We start from the raw sequence: 25,039 nt of genomic DNA, 5'->3' as shown, positions 1-25,039 counted from the left end.
CGACAGGCCGGGCTTTCAGCGCAAAGCCAACTTGGCCCTTGGTAACGAATTGGTAACCAGTAGTGCAGGTTCCGAGAGCTCCGGTCCAAGAGCCGGCCGCCGGCATGCCGAGGTTGTTCCGGTTATTCTTGAGCCGTTATTCGGGCGTGTCCGTCACCCCGCGGCCGATCGGTCGGAAGCGGCTCGTCGGCGCCGGTCCTCGGATTTCCTATGATTTTATGATGACAATTTGACTTACGAATTCCTTATTCTGTATTTGGCGGTAATGAAGAGCGGGGAGGAAACACCCCAGGCGCTACGGCAGTCCCTGCTGCGGTGACGCGGCACAACCATGGGTAGGATAATGCCAAGTATAATCAGTATTTTATTAGCATCTGCGTTCTGCCTGGGGCTGACGCAGTCAGTCGCCTGGGCTGGGCCTTTTGTCAACGGTGCCTTTGCGAACTTCGATGGCTGGACGGGCGCGGTACGCGACAGCGTGACTTTGGGCCGGAGTCTGGTCGATCCGCCGACCGAGCCCCAGTTTAAGCTGATGGGCGGCGGCTTCGCCCGGCTCGCGAACGACGCCGACTACTACCAGGTCTCGCTGTTCCAGTCCTTCGATCTCGACCCCAGTGCCCAAACACTCAGCTTCGACTACCAGTGGGCGCTGACCGCCGGCGACCCGCAAAACCCCGACTTCGTGCAGGCAGTGCTGTGGCTCTCGGACTTCAGCGACCACATTGACCTGTTTCCATCCAGCGTTGATACCAGCGGCGCCAGTGGCACGGGCGCCGCCATTACCGGGATCGACGCCTTCGCCGGTCAGTCCGTCGTGCTCGAGTTCCTGTTGGAGGATGGCGACTTCAACGAGCACGACTGGTTTGCCATCGGCAATGTCGCGATTGCCGGAGCCTCGGTGCCGCTGCCGCCAACCCTGTTGATGCTGCTGCCGGGCCTCGGCCTGCTCGCCCGCCGCGCCGACTGGTATCGCACCGGTCGCCCTCTCGCGACCCTGTAACTCAAGGACGCCATCATGCCCCGTACCGCTGCCCGCTACCCTTCGACGCAACGTCCTGGTCCCCGCGGGTGGTTCGCGGCGCTGGGCCTGGTATTCGGTCTGCTGACCCTGGCAACACCTGCCGCGGCCGAGTTCCTGCCGGTCACCGACCCGGCGTTTAAGATCACCCAGGCGCGGCCCATCCTGGACAGCCGCACCCAGACCTTTCTGCTCGATGTCTCGGTGTCCAACACCGGGCGCACCGCGTTGCCCGGTCAGTACCGGCTGGTGGTCGCGAGCGCGAACAAGACCGCGCTGGAACCGATGGGTGCCACCGCCGCCAACGAGCCCTTCTACGGCCTGCTGACCGGCCAGGGCGCGGCCTTCGCCGCTGGTGCCACGCACAAGCGCCAGCTCAAATTCAGCGGCGGGCGTGGGCAACTGGTGGCGACGCTGCGGTTGGAGCGGGAGATTCCGGCGCCGCCGCCAAACCAGCCGCCGCGGGCCGACGCCGGGGCTGCGATCGCAGCCGTCGTCCCCTGGGACAGCAGCACTGTCGCGGTGACCCTGGACGGCAGTGGGTCGACGGACCCGGATGGCGCAGTCGTCGCCTGGCGCTGGACCGGCGCGCCGGACCCCGGCGACGTCGTGAATCCGACCCTGCCCCTCGCGCCGGGCAGCCATACCTTCACGCTCGTCGTCACCGACAACCAAGGCCAGGACAGCGCCCCGGCGACCGTGCAGATCACCGTGACCCAGGCCCCGCCGCCGAGTCCGCCGGCCCTGACCATCGTGCCGAACCACAACATCGCGGAGGGCGGGACGCTGGAGATTCCGGTCAGCGCCGATGACCCGGACGGCGGCGTCGTGACCCTCACCGCGGCTCCGCCGTTGACCAATGCCCGCTTCGACGCGACCCCGGGTCCGGTCGCGACCGGCCGCCTGAGCTTCAGCCCGGACTACACCCAGCAGGGCACCCATTACCTGACGTTCACCGCCCGCGACCCGGAGGGCTACACCCGCACTGCCGCGGTGCGGGTAGAGGTCAGCGACACCAACCGGGCGCCGGTGCTGGACCTGCCCGCGACGGCGACGGTTGCCGAGGGTGGCGTATTGAACGTGCCGATCAGCGCCAGTGACCTCGATGGCGATGCGGTGCGCATCACCGCCGACGCGTTGCCGGTCAACGCCGTGTTCGCCGCGGCGGCGGGGGTGCTGACCTTCGCCCCGGACTATGATCAGGCCGGGGAGTACCGGATCGACCTCACCGCCACCGACGGCAAGGTGACCACCGGACCCGCGACCCTGACAATCACCGTCACCGATACCCAGCCCGGCACCGGCCAGGCCCGCGAATTGGTCCTGCAGGTGGCGCCGGTGGGATCGCCCACGTTCCAGGCCACCCAGCGGGTGCTCGGGACCGTGAACGCCCCCGGCGGCCTGCCGCCGCTGCCGTCGCCGGGGGCCGGCGTCATCACCGGCCTGGTGCCGACCAGTGCACCCCAGGGCGCGACCCTGGACGTCCAGTTCTCCGGCGCCGCGGACGGCCGCTACGCGACCGCCTTCGTCGCCGGCGAGAGCCGGCTGGAGGCCGGCGCCGGCATCACCGTGGAATCCCTGACGGTGCTGGCGTCGAACCTGGCGGTCGCCCGCATCCGGATCGACCCGGCTGCCAACCCCGGACCACGTGCGCCGCGCATCGTCACCGGTGGCGCGGTCGCGGTGTCGGTGAACGCCTTCACGGTGGAGCCCGGCAGCACGACCATCACCGGCCTGATCCGCGACCCCGATAGCGGCGCGCCGGTCACTGCCGGTACCGTGGCCCTGTCCGGGACGAACTTCCAGGTCGCCCTGGGCGCCGACGGGCGGTTCACGCTGACCGGCATGCCGCCCGGCACCTACCAGCTCATCGTCAACGCCCCGAACCGGCGGTTCCTGAGCCAGACCGTGGAGACCCGGATCGGCCTGCCGGTGGCCGTCGGTGCCCTGGACGCCGCGGCCACCGTGTTCGACCCGACCTCGGCGCCGTCCATTAGCACCCTCAGCATCCTCGGGCGCGGGCTCGGCGACCCGGCGACGGTCCTCGACCCGGCCCGGCTGCGTGGCCTGATCACCGAGGCCCTGCTGCTGGTCGGCGGCGACGAGGCCGGCGTGCACGACGCCTACGGCAACCAGTTGAACCCCGCACTCACCGGCGATGGCCTGGTGTCCGTCACCGACACCGGGATCACCGCACTGACCGATGCGCTCAGCCGCGGCGAGGGCCTGTCCCTGCAGGCGCTGCTATACGGCCTGTCCGCCGGCTTCCGCTGGACCGGCAGCGGGTCGCCGGACCTCGGCGAATGGCTCGCCGGCCTGCAGGCGGAGATCGACGCCGCCTGGCAGGATCCGACCGCGCCCGGCAATGCCCTGGCGGTGCTGGTCTTCAACAGCGGGCGCACGCTGCTGCCGCAGGCCCCGGTGTTGTCGCCCTACACCCGGCTGAACGCGTTGCAGTCGCACCTGCTGCTGAACAGCCTGTTCACCTATGTCCACCTGCGCAAGAACGGTCTGCTCGGCCGCTTGGCCGGGACCATGCTCGCGGCGCAGACCACCCGCTACGATCCGACCATTGCGACGGACGCGCCTGTGCTCGAGCAGATTCTGCTCGCGCAGGTGCTGCCCGCGTCACCGCCGTTCCCGTCCGCCAATCGGCCCTTCACCCGCTTCTGGCGCAACTTCTTCACCTCCAAGGACGGCGTGATCCAGGGCCAGATTCAGGTCGGCATGGCCGAGGCGGCGGTGTCGGTGATGCTGGGCGGCATGCTGATGTCCAGCGGCTCGCTGCTCGGCACGCTGGCCGCGCCGATATTCCTGGCCGGCCCGGCCATCGACGAGATGCATGCGGCGATGATCAACGCCAATGTCGCGCTCCATGTCCCGGCTGCACCGCTGCTGACCGGGCTCGACCTGGAGACCCAGGAGGACGGCACCGCGCTGGTCAAGGCCGCCTTCCGGCGCAGCACCGGCGACGACCCCGCCCGGCCCGGTCGGGCCTTCGTCTACGATCTCTATCGGTTCCAGGGTGACCAGGTGCCGGAACTGGCGGCCCGCGGTCGCTTCGACGGCGGCGACGATCTGCTGCTGGTGGACCCGGACCCGCCGGACGGCACCAGCTTCTATTCCCTGCGGGCGACTCGCTACCAAGGCGTCGACCCGGACGTCGGCGGACCGGGCGGGGACTGGTGGCCAGCCAGCTTCGCCGGCGCCAAGTCCGTATTCGCCTTCGGGGCGCGTCGCCTGATGAGCGACTTCTCGGCGCCGCGGTCCCTCTACGTGGGGCCACTGGACTTCTCGGTGACCCTGGACGGCATCGAGGTGGACCCGGACCCGGATCGGGACATCGCCTACTACAGCGATGCCGAACTCGGCGCATTCTACCAGTTGATTGCCCCCGGCAGTGGCGTCGGCACCCGCGGGGCGAGCCGCATCCGCTTTGTCGACGCCGGCTTCAAGGCCTCGCTGCGCGACGGGCGCCTGATCGTCCAGGCGGGGCTCGCCATCGACAGCCTCGGCAACCTCTATGCGGCCAACCCGGCCTCGGAGGACGCCTTCGGCGGGCGCCTGTTCCGCTTCGCGCAACCCGACGGGGCGCGGAGCTTCACCGGCAGCATCAACTACTTCAGCCAGATGCTGATGTTCGCGCGGCCGACCCTGTCCGGGCCGATGGTGATCCGGCGCGCCGCCGATCCGGTCGCGGAGGATCTCTACATCGTCGACAACTCGACCATGCAGATCAAACGGGTGCCGGTCAACCAGCCCTGGGACCCGTTCCGGCGGGTCGGCCAGATCTGGGCGACGATCCCGCCCGACGAGCACTCCGCCGGGCGGGCCATCGACATGGCCTTTGACGGCGAGGGCCGTTTGTTCCTGCTGGACGGCTGGCGCGTGCTGCGTTTCACCGACGGCGTGCCGACCCTCGACGCCCTGTTCGAGCCGGAGTAAGCGCGATGATCAGGCGAATCCGTACCCCCCTTCAAGGCGCGCTGCTGGTGCTGCTCGCCCTCTGCGCATCGCTGACGGCCGCCGCGCCGCCGGTCATCGACTACTTCAGCCCGACGGGCGGCCCGGCGGGCACCGAAGTCCGTCTGGTCGGTGCCAACCTGGCACCCGAGACGCTGACAGTCAGGATCGGAGACCTCGCCCTGGAGGTGCAGGGCGGCAGCGAAGAGGAGGTCAGGGTGACCATTCCGGCGGGCGCCACGACCGACCCGCTGCGGGTTCTGACCGCGGACGGTGAAGCGACCACCGCGGAGCCCTTCCTCGTCTCCCCGCTGACCCTGACGCTGACCCCGACGGCGGTCAATCTGCCGCTGGAACGGACCGCGCCGTTCACTGCCCTGGTCGCCGGCGGCCCGTCGGCGCTGGTCTGGAGCGTGGCCGGCGGCGACGGCGGCGACGCGGTGCATGGCACCATCACCCAGGGGACCCCGGCAATCTACCAGGCGCCGGACACCCTGCCGCCGGAGCCGGTGGTGCGGGTCGCGGTGCGGGCGGTGGCCAACCCGGCGGTGCAGGCGATTGCCGAGGTGCGCCTGATCGACCCCGCGGGGGGCGTGCCGGACCTGCCGCTGACCCCGGCGGACCCGGCCCACTTCAGCGTGGAGCCCGAGATCTTCCAGCCCGTCTCCCGCACCCGGCTGATGGTCATGCTGCGCGAGGGGGCAAGCCTCGGCCCGGTGCTCACCGCGTCGGCCGCCGCCAACGCGCGGGTGGTGGGCGGCCTCCCGGCCATCGGCACGGCGTATATCGAGATCCCGGACAGCAACGATCACAGCGCGATCCGGGCCCTCGTGGCGACGCTGGCGGCGCTGCCGGCGGTCGAGGCGGTGGCCCACGATGCGCTGATCAGCGCCACGGCGCTGCCACCGGCCACGCCCGGCACGCTGAAGGTACTGCGTGAGAAACAGGTCTACGACTTCGCAACGGACTTCATTTGGGACTGGACCCTGGCCCCGTCCCGCGGCAACTGGGGGCTGGAATACGCCAACTTCCCGCAGGTCTGGAACCTGAAGGCGCATGTGGGCAAGTTCGACCGCCGCATCGAGGTCGGACTGTCGGATACCCGCACCTTTCGCATCCACCCGGACCTGAGCGGCACGGTGATTTGGGAGGGTGTGACCGACCAGACCGTCACCGAGGGCCACGGCAGCCATGTGGCCGGCACCATCGCCGCCACTTGGGGGGACGGCAAGGGGATCGACGGCGCCTCGCCGTTCGCGGTGATTGCCAGTCAGCCGAGCAACGGTGGCATCGGGATGGGCACCTGGGGGGCGTTCTTCACCAGCCTTGGGGACATGCTCTATGGGCAGATGCGCCGCCTCATCCACGCCCGCCCGGATGTGCGGGTGATCAACAGCAGCCAGGGCTACAACTGGAAGAAGAATGGCCGCAAGAACTGGACCTACGATGGCAACGGGGATGGTAACTACACCGACCCCGGTGACTACTATCTGCCGGCCCTGTTCTCCGGTCAGCCGGACCCCGCCGCCGGTGGTGAGATACGCTTGACCCGCGTGCCCTCGACGCCGGACAACAATCCGGTGATCCGCGCCTTTGTGGAGGCCCAGGGCAAGATCGCCCGGCGCGTGGCTTGGTGGGCGGACCCAACCCGTCATCCGGAGTCCGGCCGCAACGTGATGTTTGTGGTCTCCGCTGGCAATGACCGCTGGGACATCGCCGGCCAGCTCCACTCCGATCCGGCTCAGTTTGATGACCCGAACATTCCGGTCCGGGCCGCGCAATGGAATGTGATCAGCGCCCAGTACAACAGCCCCATGGCCTGGGCGGCCTACAACGGCGCGGGCAACGTCATTGTCGTTGAGGCCCTGGACAAGACCGATAACCGGGCAAACATCATTCGGGCCGAATTTTCCGGCATCGCCAATAACATGGTCGGTGCGCAGTTCTACTTCAGCGCCCCCGGCGTGGATGTGCTGAGCTCGGTGCCCCTGTGGGAGAAGCCGGACGGCACCTTTACCGATGAGGCGGCCACCGGCGCGAGCCGCTTCAGCGGCTATGCCGAGTACAGCGGCACCTCCATGGCCGCACCCCATGTCAGCGGTCTGGTCGCGTGGCTGCTGTCCGTCGACCCGGAACTCACCACCGCCCAGGTGCTGGAGTGTCTGCGCCAAACCAGCCGTGGCGGCGGTGGGGCGGCCCCGGCCATCGATGCCTTTGCTGCCATGGTCTACATCGACAGCATCCGCACCGCGGACCCCGGCAAGCGCAAGTGGGTGCAGAAGGCCCTGGTCAACATCGACGACGGCAGCCTGGACGGCAATGACCGGCTCGTCACCGCGGACGCCCACGGCAGCGGCATCGCGCCCCCCGCGGCGCCGACCTGGCGCATCGACCTGGCGGACTTCCGCCGCTTCCGCGATGCGCTGCTGCAGGTCCAGGCCCGCGGGGCCTTCCTGGACGGCCCGCTGGACAGCCTCAAGCGGGACCTGAACGGCGACCGCCTGATCCAGGCCCCGGCGTTGGAGAATGTCTACCCGCGCGTCGACTTCAACGGCGACGGCGTCGCGACCGCCGACGACCTGGCCGTCATGGCCGACCCGGACCTCTGGAACGACGCGCAGATCGACGACAGCGGCATGAACGCCGCGGCATTGCTCGCGGAGCTGACTGACCTCATCGATTCCGGCGACCTCAAGCTCGATCCCGGTACGCTGTTCGCCGGGGGCGGGATCGACCGCATCCACGTGACCGCAAAGGTCACGCTGGGGGGCGGCGTGACCAGGACCTGGCAGACGGACATCCTGCCCGAACACGTCGCCGGTGCCGCCGGCGATCTGCGCCGGGTGCTGACCGTCCCGTCCGGCAAGCCGGTGCGCATCCTGGCCGCCGGCTACCAGGGCGCGGTGCGGCGCTTCTTCGTGTTGCCGCCGGAGGCCACGACCACGCTCACCGTCGAGGCGGGTTCGGATCGGGAACTGCGGCTCGCGCAGGCCGATGTGCGGGTGTTCCCGGAGCAGATCGTCGGCCGTTACCAGACCAATCTGAACTTTGATCTGCGCTTTCAGATCGAGGGCGCATCGGTGGCGATGGACCCGGAGTTCTACCAGGTCGCCTTCACGGTGCCGCCGAACCTCGGGACCATCAGTGCGGCGTCGGTGAGCGCGGCGAGCAGTTTCAATCTCAGTACCGGCAGCACCCCGGGTCGGTACAGTTTCCAGGCGGTCGTCACCGATGCCGACGGCGAGTCGATCCTGCCGGCGGACCAGCCCGCGCTGACCGGCGCGGTGACCGTGCGCACCGCGGTGATTCGCGCACCGGCTGGGCTCGCGTTGGATAGCGTCGGCAACCTGTACGTCACCGACAGCGACGCCGGCACCCTGACCTTCATCCCGCCCGGCGGGGTCGGGCGCGTGATCCTGAGCGGCCTGGATCAGCCTGGCGACGTGGAGGTGGACAGTCGCGGGCGCTCGTTGCTGGTAGCCCAGGCGGAGGGCAAGGTCGGGCGCTATTACTTCGGCCTGACCGGCACGGTCAGGGACACCGCCGGCGCCCTGCTCACCGGTGCCTTGGTCCATGTGGAGACCCCGGCCGGCACCCTGCCGGGGGACGCGTCGCCCGAGAACGCCTTCCGTACCAACGACAACGGCGAGTTCCATGTGCCGGATCTGCTCGCCCCAGCCATGGGCGGCGGTGCCCCCACCGTGGTCGTGATGGTGAGCAATCGGGGTCAAACCAAGGCCTGGCCGGTGGAGTTGAATCCGGTCGGCCCGACCTTCGTCGAACTGGTCTTTACCGAGTAGTCGCGGGGGATGCCAATGAACGCCGGAGTGCCTGTGATGTCTTGGTCCTGGAGCGCCCCCCGCCGCGCACTGCTGTGCTGGCTGCTGCTGTGGCTGTTGCCACTGGCCCCGGCCCTCGCCGCGGTGCAGGTCGAGGTCGTGGGCCCCGGCGGGCGCGCGACCCAGACCCTGCCCGACGCCGGCGGTGGCTTCGACCTGAACCTGCCGCTGACCCGCAACGCGGTCAACAACGTCCGCGTCAGTGCAGTGGACGCCAACGGCAACCGCGCCGAGCAGTCGGTCGCCATCACCCAGGTCTCCCTGGAGTCGGTGGTAGTGTCGCGCATCACCTCCGAGCGGCTCGCGCCGCGGCAGATCGAGGCCCTGGTCGCCGACGGCGTGATCGCGCTGGACGACCCCGCCAACTACAACGTCTCGGTGTTCGATATCGTGCTCACCATCGGCAACCGGCCAGTGCCGGTGTCGGTCCCGATCGCGAGTCGGATTGCCGTCCCCGAAGAGATCGGCGTCGAGACCTACGCCATCCCAGGCGGGCGCGGCGACGGCGGCGGCAGGCCCAACATCCAGGACACCCAGATTATCGTCTTTCAGCAGTCGGTCACGGTGCCGGGACAACCCGACATCTCGCTGCCCGGCATCATCGTCATCGAGGGGCGGATCAAGTCACTGAAGGAGTTCTTCTCGGTCCGCCTGCTGCTGATGAACACCTCGGGCATCTTCACGCTGAGCGACGTGAGTGCCAGGATCGCCTTTCCGACTGCCGGACTCACCAGCATGTTACCGGCCGATGGGGTCGCCGTATTCGGCGCCATCCTTCCGGGTAACGTCGCGGAGCCGGGACAGTCCGAGCGCGAGTTCGTGGTGCGCGGCGATGAGATCGGCGTGCGCCCGGTGCGGGTCGAGTTCGGCGGCGCGCTCACCGGGCCCGGTATCCCCGAGGATGCGCCGATCCCGTTCAGCGGCAGCGCCGAGACCAGCGTCGAGGTCCGCGGGCCGCCCACCCTCGATGTCCAGGTCGTGCATCCGGATCGGGTCACCGCCGGCGTGCCCTACGATCTGGAAGTCAAGATCACCAACACTGACGATATCCCGGCCCTCTACGCGAGTCTGGACTTGGACATGGGCTTCGACGCCCATCTGTTGCGCTGCATCATCGACACCGGCGGCACGCCCGCCTGCACCGAAATCGAAGGTGCCGATCTGCGTAATCTTGGCCATCTGCTGCCCGGCGAGACCGCCACCGAGGTGTTCCGGGTATTGCCGCTCAAGTCCGGTGAGATCACCACCTGCATGGCCCTGGCGGATCAAAACCTGAGCCTGCGAGTGGTGGTGGGCAGCCTCGGCTGTCTGGTCGGCGAGTTCCCGTCCGACCGCGTGCCGACGGACGGCACCCCGGCGGTGAGCGTATTGCCGGCACCGAACATGACCGGGGTCGGCGTCGAGTCGCCGGTGGTGGCGTTCTTCAGCGAGGCGATGAACGCCGCCTCGCTCAGCACCGGCGAGGCCGGGTCATTCAACGTCTTCGACAGCAGTGGTGGGCGGCTCCTCGGCCTGCTGCGCTTGGATACCCTCAACGGCAAGACCGTCGTGGTCTGGGGCCCGGTGATCGGCACCTTGGCGCCGAATGCCGAATACACGGTGGTCATTACCACCGCCGTGACCGACCAGGACGGGTTCGCGATGACCCAGGAATGGAGCAGCCGCTTCACCACCACCGGCAGCGGCGACAATGACCTGACGCCGCCGGAACTGACCCTGTCGGTCGCCCCGCCGGTGGACCCGAACCGGGTGATCCCCGGCCAGGTGGTGCAGCTCAATGCCTATGCCACCGACCAGGGTAGCCGGGTCGCGCGGGTCGAGGCGCGCATCAAGGACCTGGGCGTGGCCGGTGCGCTGTATCGGTTGATCGATCAGCGCTCGGTGTTCGCCGGGGACGCCCCGCCGTTCCTGTTCGCGATCGACTCCGCCGGCCTGACCGCGGGCCACGACTATCAACTCCTGGTCACGGCCTACGACGGTGCCGGTAATAGCCGCGACGCGACCCTGGCCTTGCTGGTCGCGCCGAGTGCGACGCCCCCGACCATCAGCCTGCCAGTCCCCCCGACCCAGACGCTCCGTCAGGGGTTATCGCTGGACCTGACCCCGACCGCGGTCAGTGCCGGCGTGCGGCAAGTGGCATTCTTCCTTGACGGTGCCACGACCCCGTTCAAGACCGTCAACATCGCGCCCTTCCAGGCTATCCTCAGTACCCTCGGGCTCGGGCTCGGCGACCACGAGGTCCGCGCGGTAGCCCAGGATGGCCTCGGCCAGACCGGCGAGGCCCTCTACCCATTCGCGCTCGCCGCCAACACCGACCCGCCGACCTTGAGCTTTACCGGTGTCACCGCCGGCCAACAGGTGATTCCAGGCGAGCCGCTCACCGTCACCATCGCGGTCACCGACCCCAGCGGCATCGCGCAGACCCAGGTCTATCTGGATGCCCCGTCCCTGCCGCAGCCGCTCACCGTCGCCGGGACCGCCGTGCGCATCGCCACCGCCGGGCTCAGCCCCGGCGCCCACCGACTCTATCTGGTCGCGACCAACGGCGTCGGTGTCAGTAACGACCCGGCCGCCGCTGGTTCTTATTTGGAATTCATCGTCGTCGCGCTGCCGACGGGTGCCGCCCCGGCCGCACCGACCCTCGAGGCGCCGCAGCCCACGGCCGCCAATCAGGTCCGCATCGCCGGCCAGAGTGTGGCCGGGGCTCGGGTCACACTGACCAATTTGAATACCGGCTTCAGCACCCAGGTCGCTGCCGACGGCAGCGGGCACTTCAGCACCCTCATCGACGCCGCGGCCGGGGATCGCATCCAGGCCCAGGCCTTCGATCTCGCCAGTTCGCCGACCCCGAGCGCGCCGACCCAAGTGACGGTGCCGGCCCTGCCGACCCTGGTGTCCATCGCCGTCGCGCCGGTCAACCTGTCCTTCACCAGCGCCGGCGCCGTGGCGGATCTCACCGTCACCGGCCAGTATGACAATGGCGCCAGTGCTGATCTGACCGCCACCGCCGGCTTCGCGTCGACCGCCCCCACGGTGGCCACGGTCACCACCGCCGGCCGCGTGGCCGCGGTCGGCAGCGGTACGGCCGAGATCGTCGTCACCGCCGGTGGGCGGGAGGCCCGGGTGCCGGTGACGGTGTCCATCGTCACGCTGCAATCCTTGCAGGTGACGCCCACGCCGATCGCCCTGAGCTTCCTCGGTGAGACCAGTCAACTGGCCGTCACCGGGCGCTACAGCAATGGCAGCACCCAGACCCTGACCGCCCAGGCGAGTTTCTCCAGCGCCGATGCGGCAGTGGCGAGCGTCACCGCCGGTGGGCGCATCACCGCGGTCGGCAACGGCGCGACGCTGGTCTATGTGACCGCGGGCGGCCTGCCGGCGGTCGCGGTGCCGGTGGCCGTCAACAGCACCTTGGATACCTCGCCGACGGTCGCGATCCTGACCCCGGCCACCGGCGGTCAGGTCGAACCCGGTGCCGTCATTGGCGTCACCGTGCGCGCCCAGGACGCGGTCGGCGGTGTCACCGGCATCACGGTCACGGCCAGCGGCGCCGTCACCGACAGCCGCCAGATCGTGGTGAGCCCGGCCGCCAACGATGCCGTGCGTAGCCTCAGTTTCACGGTGCCGGGCAACGTGGCCATCGGCGGCACCTTGCGTCTGGAGGCCGCCGCCACCGACACCGCCGGGCACAGCGCCCCGGTCGCGGTGGTGACGCTGACCGTGGTCGATCAGACCGCGCCGACGGTGTCGATCACCGCGCCCGCGCCGCAGACCCCGTACAACTTCGGCGACCACATCCTGGTGCAGGTCACCGCGGCGGACGCGGTGGGCGTGGCCTCGATCCGTGTCGCCACCACCGGCGCCCTGACCCTGGCCGATCAGGTCCAGGTGCAGCCGGCCGCGACCCCGGCGAGCGCCGCCTTCACGCTCACCGTGCCGCCCGGCACCCCCGGCACCGAACTACGGCTGCTGGCCTTTGCCAGCGATGCGGCCGGCAATGAGGGGGCGGCGATCCCGGTGGACGTGATCCTGACCGGGGCCGACATCACGCCGCCGGCGACGCTTGCAACCGCCGCAGCCAGTCCGGGCACCGGCGTGGTCACCCAGGTCAGCTATCAGGTCACCGATGGGCTCACCGATCTCGCCCATGTCGAGCTGTGGTTCCGCCGTAATGGATTAGGCACCTTCAACCGCTACACCGGCGCCGACGGGACCGGCAACGGGGAGTTCCCGTCCCCCGGCGGTGCGACCGGTACCATCGCCTTCGATGCGACCCGGATGGGGGGAGACGGCAGCTATGAGTTCGCGACCGTCGGCGTAGACCTGGCCGGTAACCGCGAGCCCCTGCCCGCGGATGTCCAGGGCGCGCCGATGGGAGACTCAGGCGCCACTGCCACCTTCGCCACCGGCGCCTCGGTGCTGCTGATCACCAGCAATACCGAGATCGCCGACGCCGCCTTCGATGGCCGCAACGTCCGCGTCCAGGGCGCCACGCTGACCCTGGTCGGCGACCGGACCTTCCACAATGTCGAACTCCTGAACGGCGCTGTCCTCACCCACCGTGAGACCACGCAAACCGAGGCCTTCGGCCTGCATGTGCAGGTCTGGACCCTGAGCATCGACGCGACCAGCCGCCTTGATGTGGTCGGCCGCGGCTATCTCGGCGGTGATCGGGCCGGGCTCGGCGGTACCGCCCATACCGTCGGCTTTCTGCCGGGCGCCCAGTCGGGCAACGGCGGCAGTTACGGCGGTCTCGGCGGTCATTACAGCGGCTCCGGAAGCGCCGTGTCGAACCCGGTCAACGGCAATCTGGTCAACCCGGTCGACCTGGGCAGCGGTGGCGGCGCCTGGGGCGGTGCCGGGGGCGACGGCGGCGGGCGGGTCTTGCTCTCGGCCATCAACCTCGCGGTCGACGGCGCAGTCCGCGTCGACGGCGGCCTTTCCAGCGGCTCGGCCTCCGGCGAGGGTTCCGGCGGCAGCATCAATCTGGCGGCCCGCACGCTCTCCGGTAAGGGGACCATCACGGCCAACGGTGGCGGCACCGGCGGTGCCAACCACACCGGCGGCGGCGGCGGGCGCGTCGCCATCCGCTCGCTGGATATCAGCACCCTGAACCTGGCCGGTATCACGGCAAAGGGCGGCGACGGCTACTACGGGGACGGGGCGGATGGCACCGTCTACCTGCTCGCAGAAGGGCAGGCCGGCGGTGAATTGGTGCTCAACGGGCAAGGGGCCAACTCGCCCTTCACGGATCTCATCATGCCGCCCGGCCAGACCTTCGATGCCATCACCCTGCAGAACGGGGCGCGGGTGATTGTCCAGGAACCGATCAAGCTCGCGCAGACCCTGCGCCTGCGGGACAATTCGCTGCTCACCAGTCCGACCGCCAACGAGGCCGGTCTGCAGATCGAGGCGCGGCGCGTGATCGTCGAGTCCGGCAGCGCCATCGACGTGACGGGTCGTGGTTATCTCGGGGGCGACAAGGCGGGGCTCGGGGGCACCGCACACACCTTGGGCTTCTTGGCCGGGGCCGAATCGGGCAACGGCGGCAGTCACGGCGGCCTCGGCGGCCATTACGGGGGTGCCGGCGGGAACACGACCAACCCGGTCTATGGCGATCCCAGACGGCCGGATCGGCTCGGCAGCGGTGGCGGCGCCTGGGGTGGGGCCGGCGGCGACGGCGGCGGCTCTCTGCGGATCATCGCCAGCGAGGCGGTCATTGTGGAGGGGGCCATCCGCGCCGATGGCGGCCTCTCCAGCGGGAGCGCCTCCGGCGAGGGCGCCGGCGGTTCGGTGTGGATCACTACCTCGCGCCTGGCAGGGGGCGGCAGCATCTCCGCCAACGGCGGCGGCACCGGCGGCGCTAACCACACCGGTGGCGGCGGCGGCCGGGTGGCCATCTACGCCGACTATGTGGACGGCAGCGACGCCTTTGCCGGTCTGCGGGCCATCAGCGCCTGGCGTGGGCGGGGCTACTACGACAACACCGGCGGCAGCGCCCGCGGCAGCGCCGGGACCGTCTATCTGAAGATCGGCGGAGTCGAAGACCTGATCATCGACGACAACGAGTCCACGACCACGGCGGCGACCGGAACCCCCTTGCCCTTGATGGGGCCAGGCCTGACCCGGGCGGTGACCGCGGATACCCTCACCACGGACGGCGTCCTGCCGCTGTTCCCCGATGTCTTGGTGGGGCTGCGGCTCAACCCCGACCTCAATCAGGCCGAGTGCTTCACGATCCTTGCCAACGACACCGGCAGCATCCGGGTCGCGACGCCCAATGAGCATGGTGTCCGCTTCGCGGATGTGGCAGCGGTCGGCAAGGGCTACGCGGGCGATTATCGCTACACCAACCTGCGGCTGCGCCGCGGCGGTTATCTGGAAATGGGTGATCGGCTGACGGTCACCGATACCCTGCGTATTGACGAATACGGCCTGCTGACGCACCCGCAGACCACCGCGACCTATGAGGCGGTGCTGGACCTGGAGGTCGGCACCCTGGAGATCGACGCCACCGGGCGCATCGACGTGACGGGTCACGGCTATCTCGGTGGCGACCGGGCCGGGCTCGGCGGCACCGCGCACACCCTGGACCTCACCGCCGGCGCCCAGTCGGGCAATGGCGGCAGCTACGGCGGACTCGGCGGCCATTACAGCGGGGCCGGCGGGAACGCGGCCAACCCACTCTATGGCAGCCTGACCGACCCGCAGGACCTCGGTAGTGGTGGCGGTTCCTGGGGTGGGGCGGGCGGCGACGGCGGCGGTCGGGTCTTCATCACCGCGGCGGCGATCCATAATGCGGGGGCGATCCATGCCGATGGCGGCCTCTCCAGCGGCTCGGCGTCAGGCGAGGGGTCCGGCGGCACGGTCAATATCCGCACCGGAACTCTGACCGGCAACGGGCTGATCACGACCAATGGCGGAACCACCGGCGGCGGCAACCACACCGGGGGCGGCGGTGGACGGATCGCCATCCGCTACAGCGGTACCCTGAGCCTGCCGCAGGTCAATATCCAGAGCCGTGGTGGGGATGGCTACTTTGGTGACGGCGGTCATGGGACCCTCTACCTGAAGGGTGCGGGTCAGACCTATGGCGACCTGACCATCGACGGTCTGGGGCTTGTCCAGCCGACCGACACGGTCACCATCCCGGGCGGTCTGACCTTCGACAACATCGTGTTGCGCAACGGCGCCCGGGTAGTGGCCGATGCGGGACTGCGGGTGCTCGGAACCCTGTCGATCGGCGCCAATTCCACCCTGACCCATAGCGGCGGTCTTGAGGCCGGTCTGCAGATCCAGGCTGCGCGGGTCGTCGTGGAGTCCGGTGGTGCCATCGATGTGACGGGGCGTGGGTACCTTGGCGGTAACAAGTCAGGGCTCGGCGAGACTGCCCACACCCTGGGCTTTGCGGCCGGCGCTCAGCGTGGCCACGGCGGCAGTCACGGCGGGCTCGGTGCTTCTTACAGCGGTGCGAGCGGGAACGCAAGTCCGGTCTATGGTGATCCCGCGCGGCCGAATCGACTCGGCAGCGGCGGCGGTGCCTGGGGTGGAGTCGGCGGTGACGGCGGAGGGTATGTCCGCATCCAGGCGAGCGAATCGGTCATCGTCGAGGGGGCCATCCGCGCCGACGGCAGTCTCTCCAGCAGCAGCGCCTCGGGCGAGGGCGCCGGCGGTTCGGTGTGGATCACCACCGCGCACCTGGCCGGTGCCGGCAGCATCTCCGCCAACGGCGGCACCACCAATGGCGGCAACCACGTCGGCGGCGGCGGCGGGCGGGTGGCCATCGACGCGGACGCGGTGGACGGCACCGACGCCTTTGCCGGTCTGCGGGCGATCAGCGCCTGGCGCGGTCGGGGCTATTACGACAACACCCGCGGCGGCGCCGGGACCGTCTATCTGAAGATCGGCGGTGTGGACGAGTTGATCATCGACGACAACGACACGGGCGTCAGTTCGCCGATGGGCACGCCGTTCTCGCTGATGGGCCCCGGGGTGACGACCGCGGTGACGGCCGATAGCCTGACGACCGATGGTGAGATACCCCTCCTGACCAACGCCTTGGTGGGTCTGCGGATCAACCCGGACCTCGAGCAGGTGGAGTCCTTCACCATTCTCGCCAACACGGGGACCGAGATCGTGGTGGAGACCCCCAACGAGAACGGTGTGGACTTCATGGATGTGGCGGCTGTGGGCAAGGGCTATGTCGGCGACTATCGCTACACCAATCTGACGCTGCGCGGGGCCGGTCATCTGGATCTGGGCGATCGACTGACAGTCACCGATACCCTGCGCATCACCGAGCATGGGTTGATGACGCATCCGGAGACCACGACGACCTATGCGGCCATGCTCGATATCGAGGCCGGGACGCTGACGATCGACGCGACAGGGCGCATCGACGTCACCGGCCGCGGGTACCTTGGGGGCAACAAGGGGGGTCTGGGCGAGACCGCGTATACCCTGGACTTCACGGCTGGCGCCCAGCGGGGTAACGGCGGGAGCTACGGCGGCATCGGTGGCCATTACAGCGGGGCCGACGGGGTAACCAACCTCGTCTATGGTAGCCCGACCGACCCTGCGGACCTGGGCAGCGGCGGTGGCGCCTGGGGCGGGACGGGCGGCGACGGCGGCGGCCGGGTCTTCATCACTGCCGGGGCCATCGAGAACGACGGGGAGATCCATGCCGACGGCAGTCTCTCCACCGGCTCGGCCTCAGGCGAGGGATCCGGCGGCACGGTCAACATCCGTACCGGTGACCTGACGGGCAGTGGGCTGATCACGGCCAGTGGCGGCACCACCGGCGGCGGTAGCCACGTCGGTGGTGGCGGCGGGCGCATCGGCATCCGCTACAGCGGCACGCTGAGCCTGCCGGGCGGCAATATCCAGACCCGGGGTGGGGACGGTGCTTATGGTGATGGCACGGCGGGTACGGTCCATCTCGAGGTGGTCGCACCTTGAGTTCGCGTCCAGTCGCCGGACACGCGTGAGGACGGCTACCGTCCGCTTCACGCGCAGTGCCGACCGCCGGGTTGGCGCTCTGTCCGGTGTGGGCACCATCACCGCCCACGGCGGCGGTGTGACGACTGCGATGAATTGCGCTGGCCGTGGCAGTGGGTGGATCGTGATCGACACGCATCTGATCGACGCAGCCGCCAACTTCAATGGCCTGCTTCATTTCACCACCCATCGCGGGCGCGTATGTCGGCAACATCCCTGGGCAGTGCCGGCACCTTCTAAGTGTCCGCACCTACCCTCTGGTAATCGACGGTATCGAGACCCTGACCATGGGGCTTGAGGCGGCAGTGGCCATGAGCACGCTCGTCCCGCGCCCGTCACTTCACATAAAGAACCTTATCGGCCGTTGGTCTGTCGGCGCAGTGACGGGGGCACTCGCGCCGTGGCCCGACCAGTGCAAGGGTCGCGCGGCTCGCGGCCACGTCCGTGTCGGCGATCAAGTCCCGTGCGTGATCATCGTTGATGACGCCCTGGCGCGAGGGTCTTGCTCGGGAGAGCCGATCCAACAGTTGCCGCCGTGAATCCAACGGAAGTAACATCGACGCAACGGAAACATTCGACGGCGTAGAATTTCGATGGCCGAGCCGCAACACAAGTACAAGTACGACAAGGGCGAGAACAGACCGAAGCACCTGGGAACAGGCCGCGAGGCACGGATCGTCGACAAGTACGGAGAAGAAGTCGGTGAATGTCCCAAGGGCTTTTCTCTCAAAGCCGCCCAGGAACTGCTCGAAGATGCGATCGAGGAGTACAGGTCGCGACAGCCCGATACCCCGTTTCGACTCTGGAGTTACCACGACGGTGCCGTCTATCAGGCACGTACGTCAGATGGCGGCACGACTTGGCATGGCTGGCCGGTCGCGGCGCGCCACATCCCGGACGATATCCTGCCCCGGCTCGAAGCCCAAGCCGTAGCCGAGGACGAGAGCGACCGTTTGAAGAAATGGCTGAAGCAGAAATGGGTGATAAAGCGATCTTGAGCGACCAGCTGGTTTTCGGTAAACCCGGCGCGCTGCGCTGTATCCTCCACTGGCGCGACGACTACGGCAGCGTCGGCCCGGTGGGCCGCACCTGGGGTGACCTACAGATCTGGGTTGACACTACCCTGATCTGGGGCAACCCGTACGGCGATGTGGGCCAACCGCAAGGTATTCGCTGGAGCTGGATCGACCTGCCGGAATTCCTCGCGGTCGCCTGGCCCTACCTCGAGGAAGAAGAGACCTATCCGATCGAATTCGCGTCCCGCTTTGAGGCACCGCGGCATCTTGGCGAACTGCGCGGCCGGGCCAAGCTGCGCCAACGCAGCCTGGCGCAAAGGCAAGCACAAGCCGAAGAAGGGCTGTTGGACGACTTCCTGCTTGTTCATGATTTAGGCGAATCGCTCAAGGGCGCCTTCCCGCCTGGCCTACTGCTGCTACGGGAAGGGTTGCGGATGCGCGTTGCCACGGCCGGGCGCGAATGGCAGCTCGACTTTGCCGACACCATGGGCACCCTGCAATCTCTGGCCGAGTGCATCCTGGCGCGCACTGAGACGCTTAACGATGCTCGCTCGACGCTGGCATGGAACCGTTGGCGCGCGCGCGAAGACCTGGATCGGCGCAGCAGGTTGGAGGCTGCCACAGGCCTGTCGTCGCACACGCTCGAACAAGTCTGGCCCCGGCCGCTGGATGCCGCCGATGTGGTGCCCTACAGCCTTAAAGCCGCTGCGCGGATGATCGGCGGTGCCTTGGATGGCCCGGCGTTTCGGCAGATCCTGGCGGATATCGAGTCCATACCCAGTGGCACGGGCCCAGCGCTTGCCGAGCCACGCGCGCTCGCTGCCGAGGTCATGCGCGACCACCAGGAGGATGTGCCCTATGTGCAAGGTTACCGCTTGGCGCAGGCATTGCGGGAATATCTGAGTAATGAGGAGGGGCGAACCGATCCGGAGGGCCTGTTGAAGCAATGGAGCGTCGATGTGCGCGATCACGACCTGGGGAGCGAGCAACTCGACGCCATCGCGGTCTGGGGGAAGGAGCATCGGCCGACGGTGCTCGTCAATACCCGTGGTCTGCGCTCGCGCCTACCGACCGGCAAGCGATCTACCTGCGCCCACGAGATCTGTCACCTGTTGGTGGACGCCGAGGGTGCACTGCCCGCGGTCGAGGTTCTCGGCGGGCGCGTAGCACCAGACTTGGAGCAACGCGCCAACGCCTTCGCCGCCGAGTTTCTGCTGCCCCGCGGTGCGGCCGGCCGCGCAGCCGAAGCCGAACTCGCATACATCCGCACCACGGATGCTCGTCGGCAGGCCATTGAGGACGCCATCAAACGTCTCAACGAGGATTACGCCGTGAGCTTCGAGACTGCCGCCTGGCAGATCAAGAATTCGGGCCGGCTTTCCGATGCCGACGAAGACACGCTGCAACCCTACCTGAAATCGCTCTGGGCGCCTTTCTGAGCGCGGGCTCCGAACCCACAGTGCTGGTTCCGCCAAGGATCGTCGGGGGGCGCCCAAATGTGGAGTTGCTGTCGAAAGACAGGGAGCGGGAAACTCCCGTGGAGGCGCTTCAACAGCGTGGTGAAAGACCACATTGGGTCACGAACGCGCGCCCCCTATCGGCCATCACTTCACATAACCTAACGAACCCGGACAGTTTGACTTCTTCGCCACGCCCCAGCGCCGTGCGGATTTCCTCAATAAAGCTCTCGATCAGGTCTTTGGCCTCCCGTTTGTTGAGCCCAAGCTCGTCGAACAGGTGTTCTGCCATGTCGGCTTTGGTCAAGGCCATACCTTCAATCCTCAGTGGTGCGCGAACATCGACTCAGGACGAGCCAACACAGACCCCATCGTCTAAGCCTCTGCTTGGGCGGTCATTGTCTGAGCAGGCTCTTGTAAAATCAATCACAATACAAGACTATTTTAGGTGATCTGGCGTTTGATGTGAGCCATGGGGTTAGGTCCGCGAAGGGGCGGCGGCCGTCAGGAGGTCCTGGAGCACGGGGATCTGCCCGCGCCGACCCTCCCGAGCCAGGTCTTGCGCCACCTGGTGACGCTCCCCCGGACCTGATCGAGGTCCCGCTCGCCTGGTCGGGGCGAGGGTCGCTCCTCGGTCGCTCAGCCCATCGGCGATGGCTTACGATCCAGACCGCGGAAGACCGCGTGTTGCCCGGTCCGGTTTGCGGTAAGGGAGGAACAGACTTCGGTTCAGGAGATAAGCAATGAGCAAAGCACCCGTCGATGGCATGGGGGTCGAGTCGGCAGCGCTGAACGGACTGGTGGGCCAGTTGCGTGGCCTGATCGCCCAGGCACGCGCCCAGGCGCTACGTACAGTGGATGCCGTTCAAGTGCGTGCCTGCTGGGAGATTGGCCGCCATATCGTGGAGTTCGAGCAGCAAGGCCACGCTCGCGCCGCTTATGGAGCGCGACTGTTGCCGCAATTGGCGGAACGCCTGTCGCATGAGTTCGGCGCGGGTTTCGATGCGCGTAATTTGCGCTACATGCGCAGTTTTTTTCAAGCCTTTCCATTTTGGAACGCAGTGCGTACCGAATTGAGTTGAACGCATTACCGGACGCTGCTGCGAGTGGATAGCGAGGCCGCAAGGCAGTGGTATGTGAACGAGGCCATTGCCCAAAACTGGAGTTCACGAGCGCTGGAACGCCAAATTGGTACCCTGTATTACGAACGCCTGCTGTCCAGCCAAGACAAGGCGGCCGTCCAGGCTGAAGCCAGCAGTCACTTAGCCCCCTTGAATCAATCCCCGCGTGCGTTTGTGCGCGACCCCGTACTACTGCCAAATGGATATGTATGTGCGCATCTACGACGATCTGAAGCGCAGCCCCGACGACAACCCGACGGTGGGCATTATTTTGTGTTCGCAAAAAGATGCTTCAGTCGTGCGCTATTCGGTTCACGAAGGTTCCTCGAAATAGTCCGCTACGACCCGGGGTCGGCGCCTCGGCGCGCCCCCGCCTTGGCGCCCCTTGATACAGAAATAATAATTCGGCTTCGATCATCGTTCCGGCCGCCGCGGGTCGGAGTCCAAGGCTTCAGCCTTGGATATGTAAGACCAAGGCTGAAGCCTTGGACTCCAGAAGGTGGCTGCCGGCCGGAACGATGATTGAGGCCAATAATTCTGTCTCAGGGACCCCCGAAAAAGGGCCAAAAAAGGTTGCTCGCGGCCTGCGTGGGCACCGGCGAGCGGGCGCGACTACGCCTGATCGAACCGAGCGTATCCATCGAGAATGGACCGAGGCGCTGTTGCGCGCCCGGCCTGAGTTGGACCGGCAACGGCTCGGGTTCCACTGTGCCTCAGACCCGAGACCCCGAAAGGGTGTTGCATGTAACGGTCTTGTTGACTATACTGTTTGGTGTGAGGAGACAACCGGAGATTTGCGTTGGCAACGATTCCCGTGAACGCCCGTGTTCAAAAGCATCGCGATGCCTTGCGTAGGGCAGGACTTCGCCCGGTGCAAATCTGGGTGCCTGATACGCGACGGCCGGACTTTGCGCAAGAATGCCGCCGCCAGTCGCTGATTGCCGCTCAGGCGGATCTGGCCGACGCGGATATGCAGCGATTCATGGATGAAGCCGTGGCGGATGTGGCTGGCTGGACGGCATGATGCGGGGGGACTTTGTGACCATCGCCATGCAAGGCGATTTCGGCAAGCCAAGACCCGCGTTGGTGATTCAGGCGGATCAATTCGGCGAGCACGCCACCGTCACCGTACTGCCGGTAACCAGCACGCTGGTTGCCGCGCCGCTGTTTCGGATCACGGTTCAGCCGAGCGCCGAGAACGGCTTGCAGCAGCCGTCACAAGTGATGGTCGATAAGGCGATGACCGTGAAGCGCGACAAGGTCGGGCAAGCCTTCGGGCGCATCGATGGGGATACTATGATAGAGGTTGAGCGTTGTTTGGCCGTTTTCTTTGGCATTGCAAAATGATGGGCAACGGCTATGGCGGCCTTGATCATTATTCCGGCCACATCGAGAGTGACATCCGTCGCGGCCTGGAGGCCGCTCCTACGCCGTAGGACACCGCCGTCGACTGGGCCACGCCAAGACAGGCGCTTGGCTATTTTTTCGGCTTCGCCTTCTTGGCGCTGCCGCCCTTGCGAAACGATGGGATGCGAAACCCCGGACGCTTGATGCGGCTGAGGAGTTGGGCGGTACTCAGGGTCTGCGGGTGCTTGGCACCCAGGAGTTGGCGGAAGAGGTCGTGGGCCGCCTGGGCCTGGTTATAGGCTTCAGTGGTCTTGCCGAGTTTCAATAGATAGCCTGCGGTGTTGTGCAGGCACTTGGCCGTGGCGGGGTGGCGCACGCCGAACAGTTCGTGCTGGATGGCCAGCCCCTGCTGGGCCAGGTCCAGGGCGCGTTGGTGGTCGCCCAGGGCGCCGGCATAGGTGGCCATGGTGTTGACGCTGATGGCGGTGTCGGGGTGCCGGTCGCCGAACAGGTCACGGTGGATGAGCAGGGCCTGCTGGGCCAGTTCCAGTGCCCGCTGCGGGTCGCCCAGCGCATTGGTGTAATAGGCGACGCTCAGCAGCGACGCGGCGGTATCCGGATGGCGCTCGCCGTAGAGGTCACGGTGGATGGCGAGTGCCTGGCTTGCCATGTCGAGTGCGTGTTGCTGGTTGCCCAGCGTATAGGTGTAGGTGGCGATGTTGTTGAGGGACGCGGCGGTGTCGCGATGCCACTCGCCATGGAGGCCGCGGCGGATGGCGAGCGATTGCTCAGTCGATTCCAGGGCGCGCAAGGGGTCGCCGAGGGTGGCGGCGTAGTTGGCGACATTGCCGAGTGACCTGGCCGTATCCGGATGGTCATTGCCAAAGAGCCCGCGGCGGATGGCGAGTGCCTGCTCGGCCGTTGCCAGTGCGCGCTTGGAGTCACCGAGCGCGTCCAGCGCGAAGGCCAGGTCGTGGTGCAGGCAGGCGAAGAGGGCCTGATCGTCACACCCGTGCTGCTTGTATTCGGCCAGTCCCTGTTCGAGCAGCCGCCGGATCTCCTGCGGCTGGCCGCGCTGCAAGGGCACATAGATTCGCAGCCAGGTGAGCCGGGCGGCAAGTCGTGGGGCACATTCGACCGCATGGTCATGCCATTCGCGCAACTGGTCCAGTTCGGCCTCGAAGTCCGGCAACTGTTGCGGGTCATCGAGCCGGGCGCTGAACCAGGCCGTGACCCGCGCGCACTGTTGCGCCGCCAAGTCGGGCCGCCCGGCGATAGGGGCCTGGGCGCGGCGGAGCTGCGCTATCCGCCCGTGCATGGCATAACGGGTGCTGTCCGGCACCGGCCGGATGATGCGCAGTGCGCTGCCGAGATCGAGCGCGGCGCTGAGTTCGGCGCCGTCCTGCGCGCCGAGCATGGCGGCCAGCAGGTCGCGACCCATGGGTGCCGGACCGCCCCAGGCGAGTGCGTCCAAGACGGCCGGCAGGAGCGGCTGCTCCGCGTAGACTCCGGTGCCGATCCGCAGGATTGAGTCCAGCGCGTCGTCGCTGCGCTCCGGCGCTGCCTGCCCGCGGTCCTGGCGCAGCCGTTGGAGATAGTCCTGGAAGCGCGGCGCGCCATGCGCCAGTTGGCCGCCTGCCAGTTCCAGGGCCAGCGGCAGGCCGTCCAGGGTGTGGGTGATCGTGCGGGCGGCGTCCAGTTCCGCCTCGCCCTCCGGCTCGCGACCGGCGGTCTCGATCAACAGCCGCAGGGCGGCGTTGGGGTCCAGTGGGGCGATGAGGACCGCCGTGTAGTCCGGTTGCCCGGCGTTGCTGGTGATCAGAACCTGAGTGGCCGCGGCCGGCTCGGGCAGGTAGTCGCGCAGCGCCGCCGGGTCCTGTACCTGGTCGAAGACGATCAGGCAGTCCGCGACGCTGCGCAGCCGGTGGCGGGCGATGTCGAGCGCGTAGCGGCGTTCGGACTCGGGCGCGATCCAGCGGGGCTTGACCGCCAGATCCACGAGTTGGGCGTCCAGGTCCCAGTCGGCGGACAGCCAGATGACGCCATTGGGGTACTGATCCCGATAGCGATAGGCGTACTCCACGGCGACTTGGGTCTTGCCCAGACCGCCCTGGTCCTGGTCGCCCGCCGCCTGGGTGATGCAGGTGCGGCGCCCGGCGTCGAGCTGTTGCCGCACCTCGTCCAATGCCGCCTCCCGGCCGCGGAACTGATCGGCCAGTTGGCGGTAAGGGACGGCAAAGACCGGCCGGCGCGGATCATAGTCGGCGACGCCCCGGCCGGC

The 25,039-nt window shown here is 67.9% G+C and carries 9 protein-coding genes and 2 pseudogenes; 9 read left to right on the top strand and 2 right to left on the bottom strand.

Annotated elements, in window-relative coordinates:
• The first annotated feature begins 478 nt into the window (after window positions 1–478).
• The 6 genes from THSYN_RS29925 (at window position 479) to THSYN_RS29900 (ending at window position 20,272) form a co-directional block, all read left to right on the top strand.
• A complete protein-coding gene (locus THSYN_RS29925; protein ID WP_172965405.1) occupies window positions 479–1,000 on the top strand; it encodes a hypothetical protein in 522 nt (173 codons plus the stop codon).
• Window positions 1,001–1,015: 15 nt separating this feature from the next.
• Window positions 1,016–4,963 carry an Ig-like domain-containing protein gene (locus THSYN_RS29920; RefSeq protein WP_100922755.1) on the top strand — a complete coding sequence of 1,316 codons (3,948 nt, stop codon included), beginning with the start codon at window positions 1,016–1,018 and terminating at the stop codon, window positions 4,961–4,963.
• Between the two features lie 5 nt (window positions 4,964–4,968).
• A complete protein-coding gene (locus tag THSYN_RS34515; protein WP_157818037.1) occupies window positions 4,969–8,781 on the top strand; it encodes a S8 family serine peptidase in 3,813 nt (1,270 codons plus the stop codon).
• Window positions 8,782–8,817: 36 nt separating this feature from the next.
• Window positions 8,818–17,778 (top strand): Ig-like domain-containing protein, encoded by an 8,961-nt coding sequence (locus tag THSYN_RS36790; RefSeq protein ID WP_100922754.1) that lies wholly within the window; start codon window positions 8,818–8,820, stop codon window positions 17,776–17,778.
• A 632-nt stretch (window positions 17,779–18,410) separates the two neighbouring features.
• Window positions 18,411–18,815 carry a hypothetical protein gene (locus tag THSYN_RS34510; protein WP_157818036.1) on the top strand — a complete coding sequence of 135 codons (405 nt, stop codon included), beginning with the start codon at window positions 18,411–18,413 and terminating at the stop codon, window positions 18,813–18,815.
• Window positions 18,812–20,272, top strand: a complete 1,461-nt coding sequence (locus THSYN_RS29900) for an ImmA/IrrE family metallo-endopeptidase (RefSeq protein ID WP_157818035.1) — start codon at window positions 18,812–18,814, stop codon at window positions 20,270–20,272. Before THSYN_RS34510 ends, THSYN_RS29900 begins: the two co-directional genes overlap by 4 nt.
• A 184-nt stretch (window positions 20,273–20,456) precedes the next feature.
• On the opposite strand, the pseudogene THSYN_RS29895 reads toward THSYN_RS29900, so the two are convergent.
• Window positions 20,457–20,603: pseudogene (locus THSYN_RS29895) on the bottom strand (HU family DNA-binding protein); the annotation flags it as partial.
• Between the two features lie 454 nt (window positions 20,604–21,057).
• Here THSYN_RS29895 and THSYN_RS29890 point away from each other — a divergent pair.
• From THSYN_RS29890 to THSYN_RS29880, 3 genes and pseudogenes are all read left to right on the top strand, one after another.
• Window positions 21,058–21,742 (top strand): annotated as a pseudogene (locus tag THSYN_RS29890) (PDDEXK nuclease domain-containing protein); the annotation flags it as partial.
• A 468-nt stretch (window positions 21,743–22,210) separates the two neighbouring features.
• Window positions 22,211–22,435 carry an antitoxin MazE family protein gene (locus tag THSYN_RS29885; RefSeq protein ID WP_100922750.1) on the top strand — a complete coding sequence of 75 codons (225 nt, stop codon included), beginning with the start codon at window positions 22,211–22,213 and terminating at the stop codon, window positions 22,433–22,435.
• Window positions 22,432–22,758 (top strand): type II toxin-antitoxin system PemK/MazF family toxin, encoded by a 327-nt coding sequence (locus tag THSYN_RS29880; RefSeq protein ID WP_172965404.1) that lies wholly within the window; start codon window positions 22,432–22,434, stop codon window positions 22,756–22,758. The genes THSYN_RS29885 and THSYN_RS29880 overlap by 4 nt, the downstream gene beginning before the upstream one ends.
• Window positions 22,759–22,888: 130 nt before the next feature.
• Here the strand turns inward: THSYN_RS29880 and THSYN_RS29875 are convergent, their stop codons facing one another.
• Window positions 22,889–24,934, bottom strand: a complete 2,046-nt coding sequence (locus THSYN_RS29875; RefSeq protein WP_236849045.1) for a tetratricopeptide repeat protein — start codon at window positions 24,932–24,934, stop codon at window positions 22,889–22,891.
• Window positions 24,935–25,039: the final 105 nt, after the last annotated feature.

This window comes from Candidatus Thiodictyon syntrophicum (genome assembly GCF_002813775.1).
Classification (GTDB): domain Bacteria; phylum Pseudomonadota; class Gammaproteobacteria; order Chromatiales; family Chromatiaceae; genus Thiodictyon; species Thiodictyon syntrophicum.
Note: the sequence above shows the minus strand (reverse complement) of the source record. Positions and strands in the feature narration are given on the sequence as shown.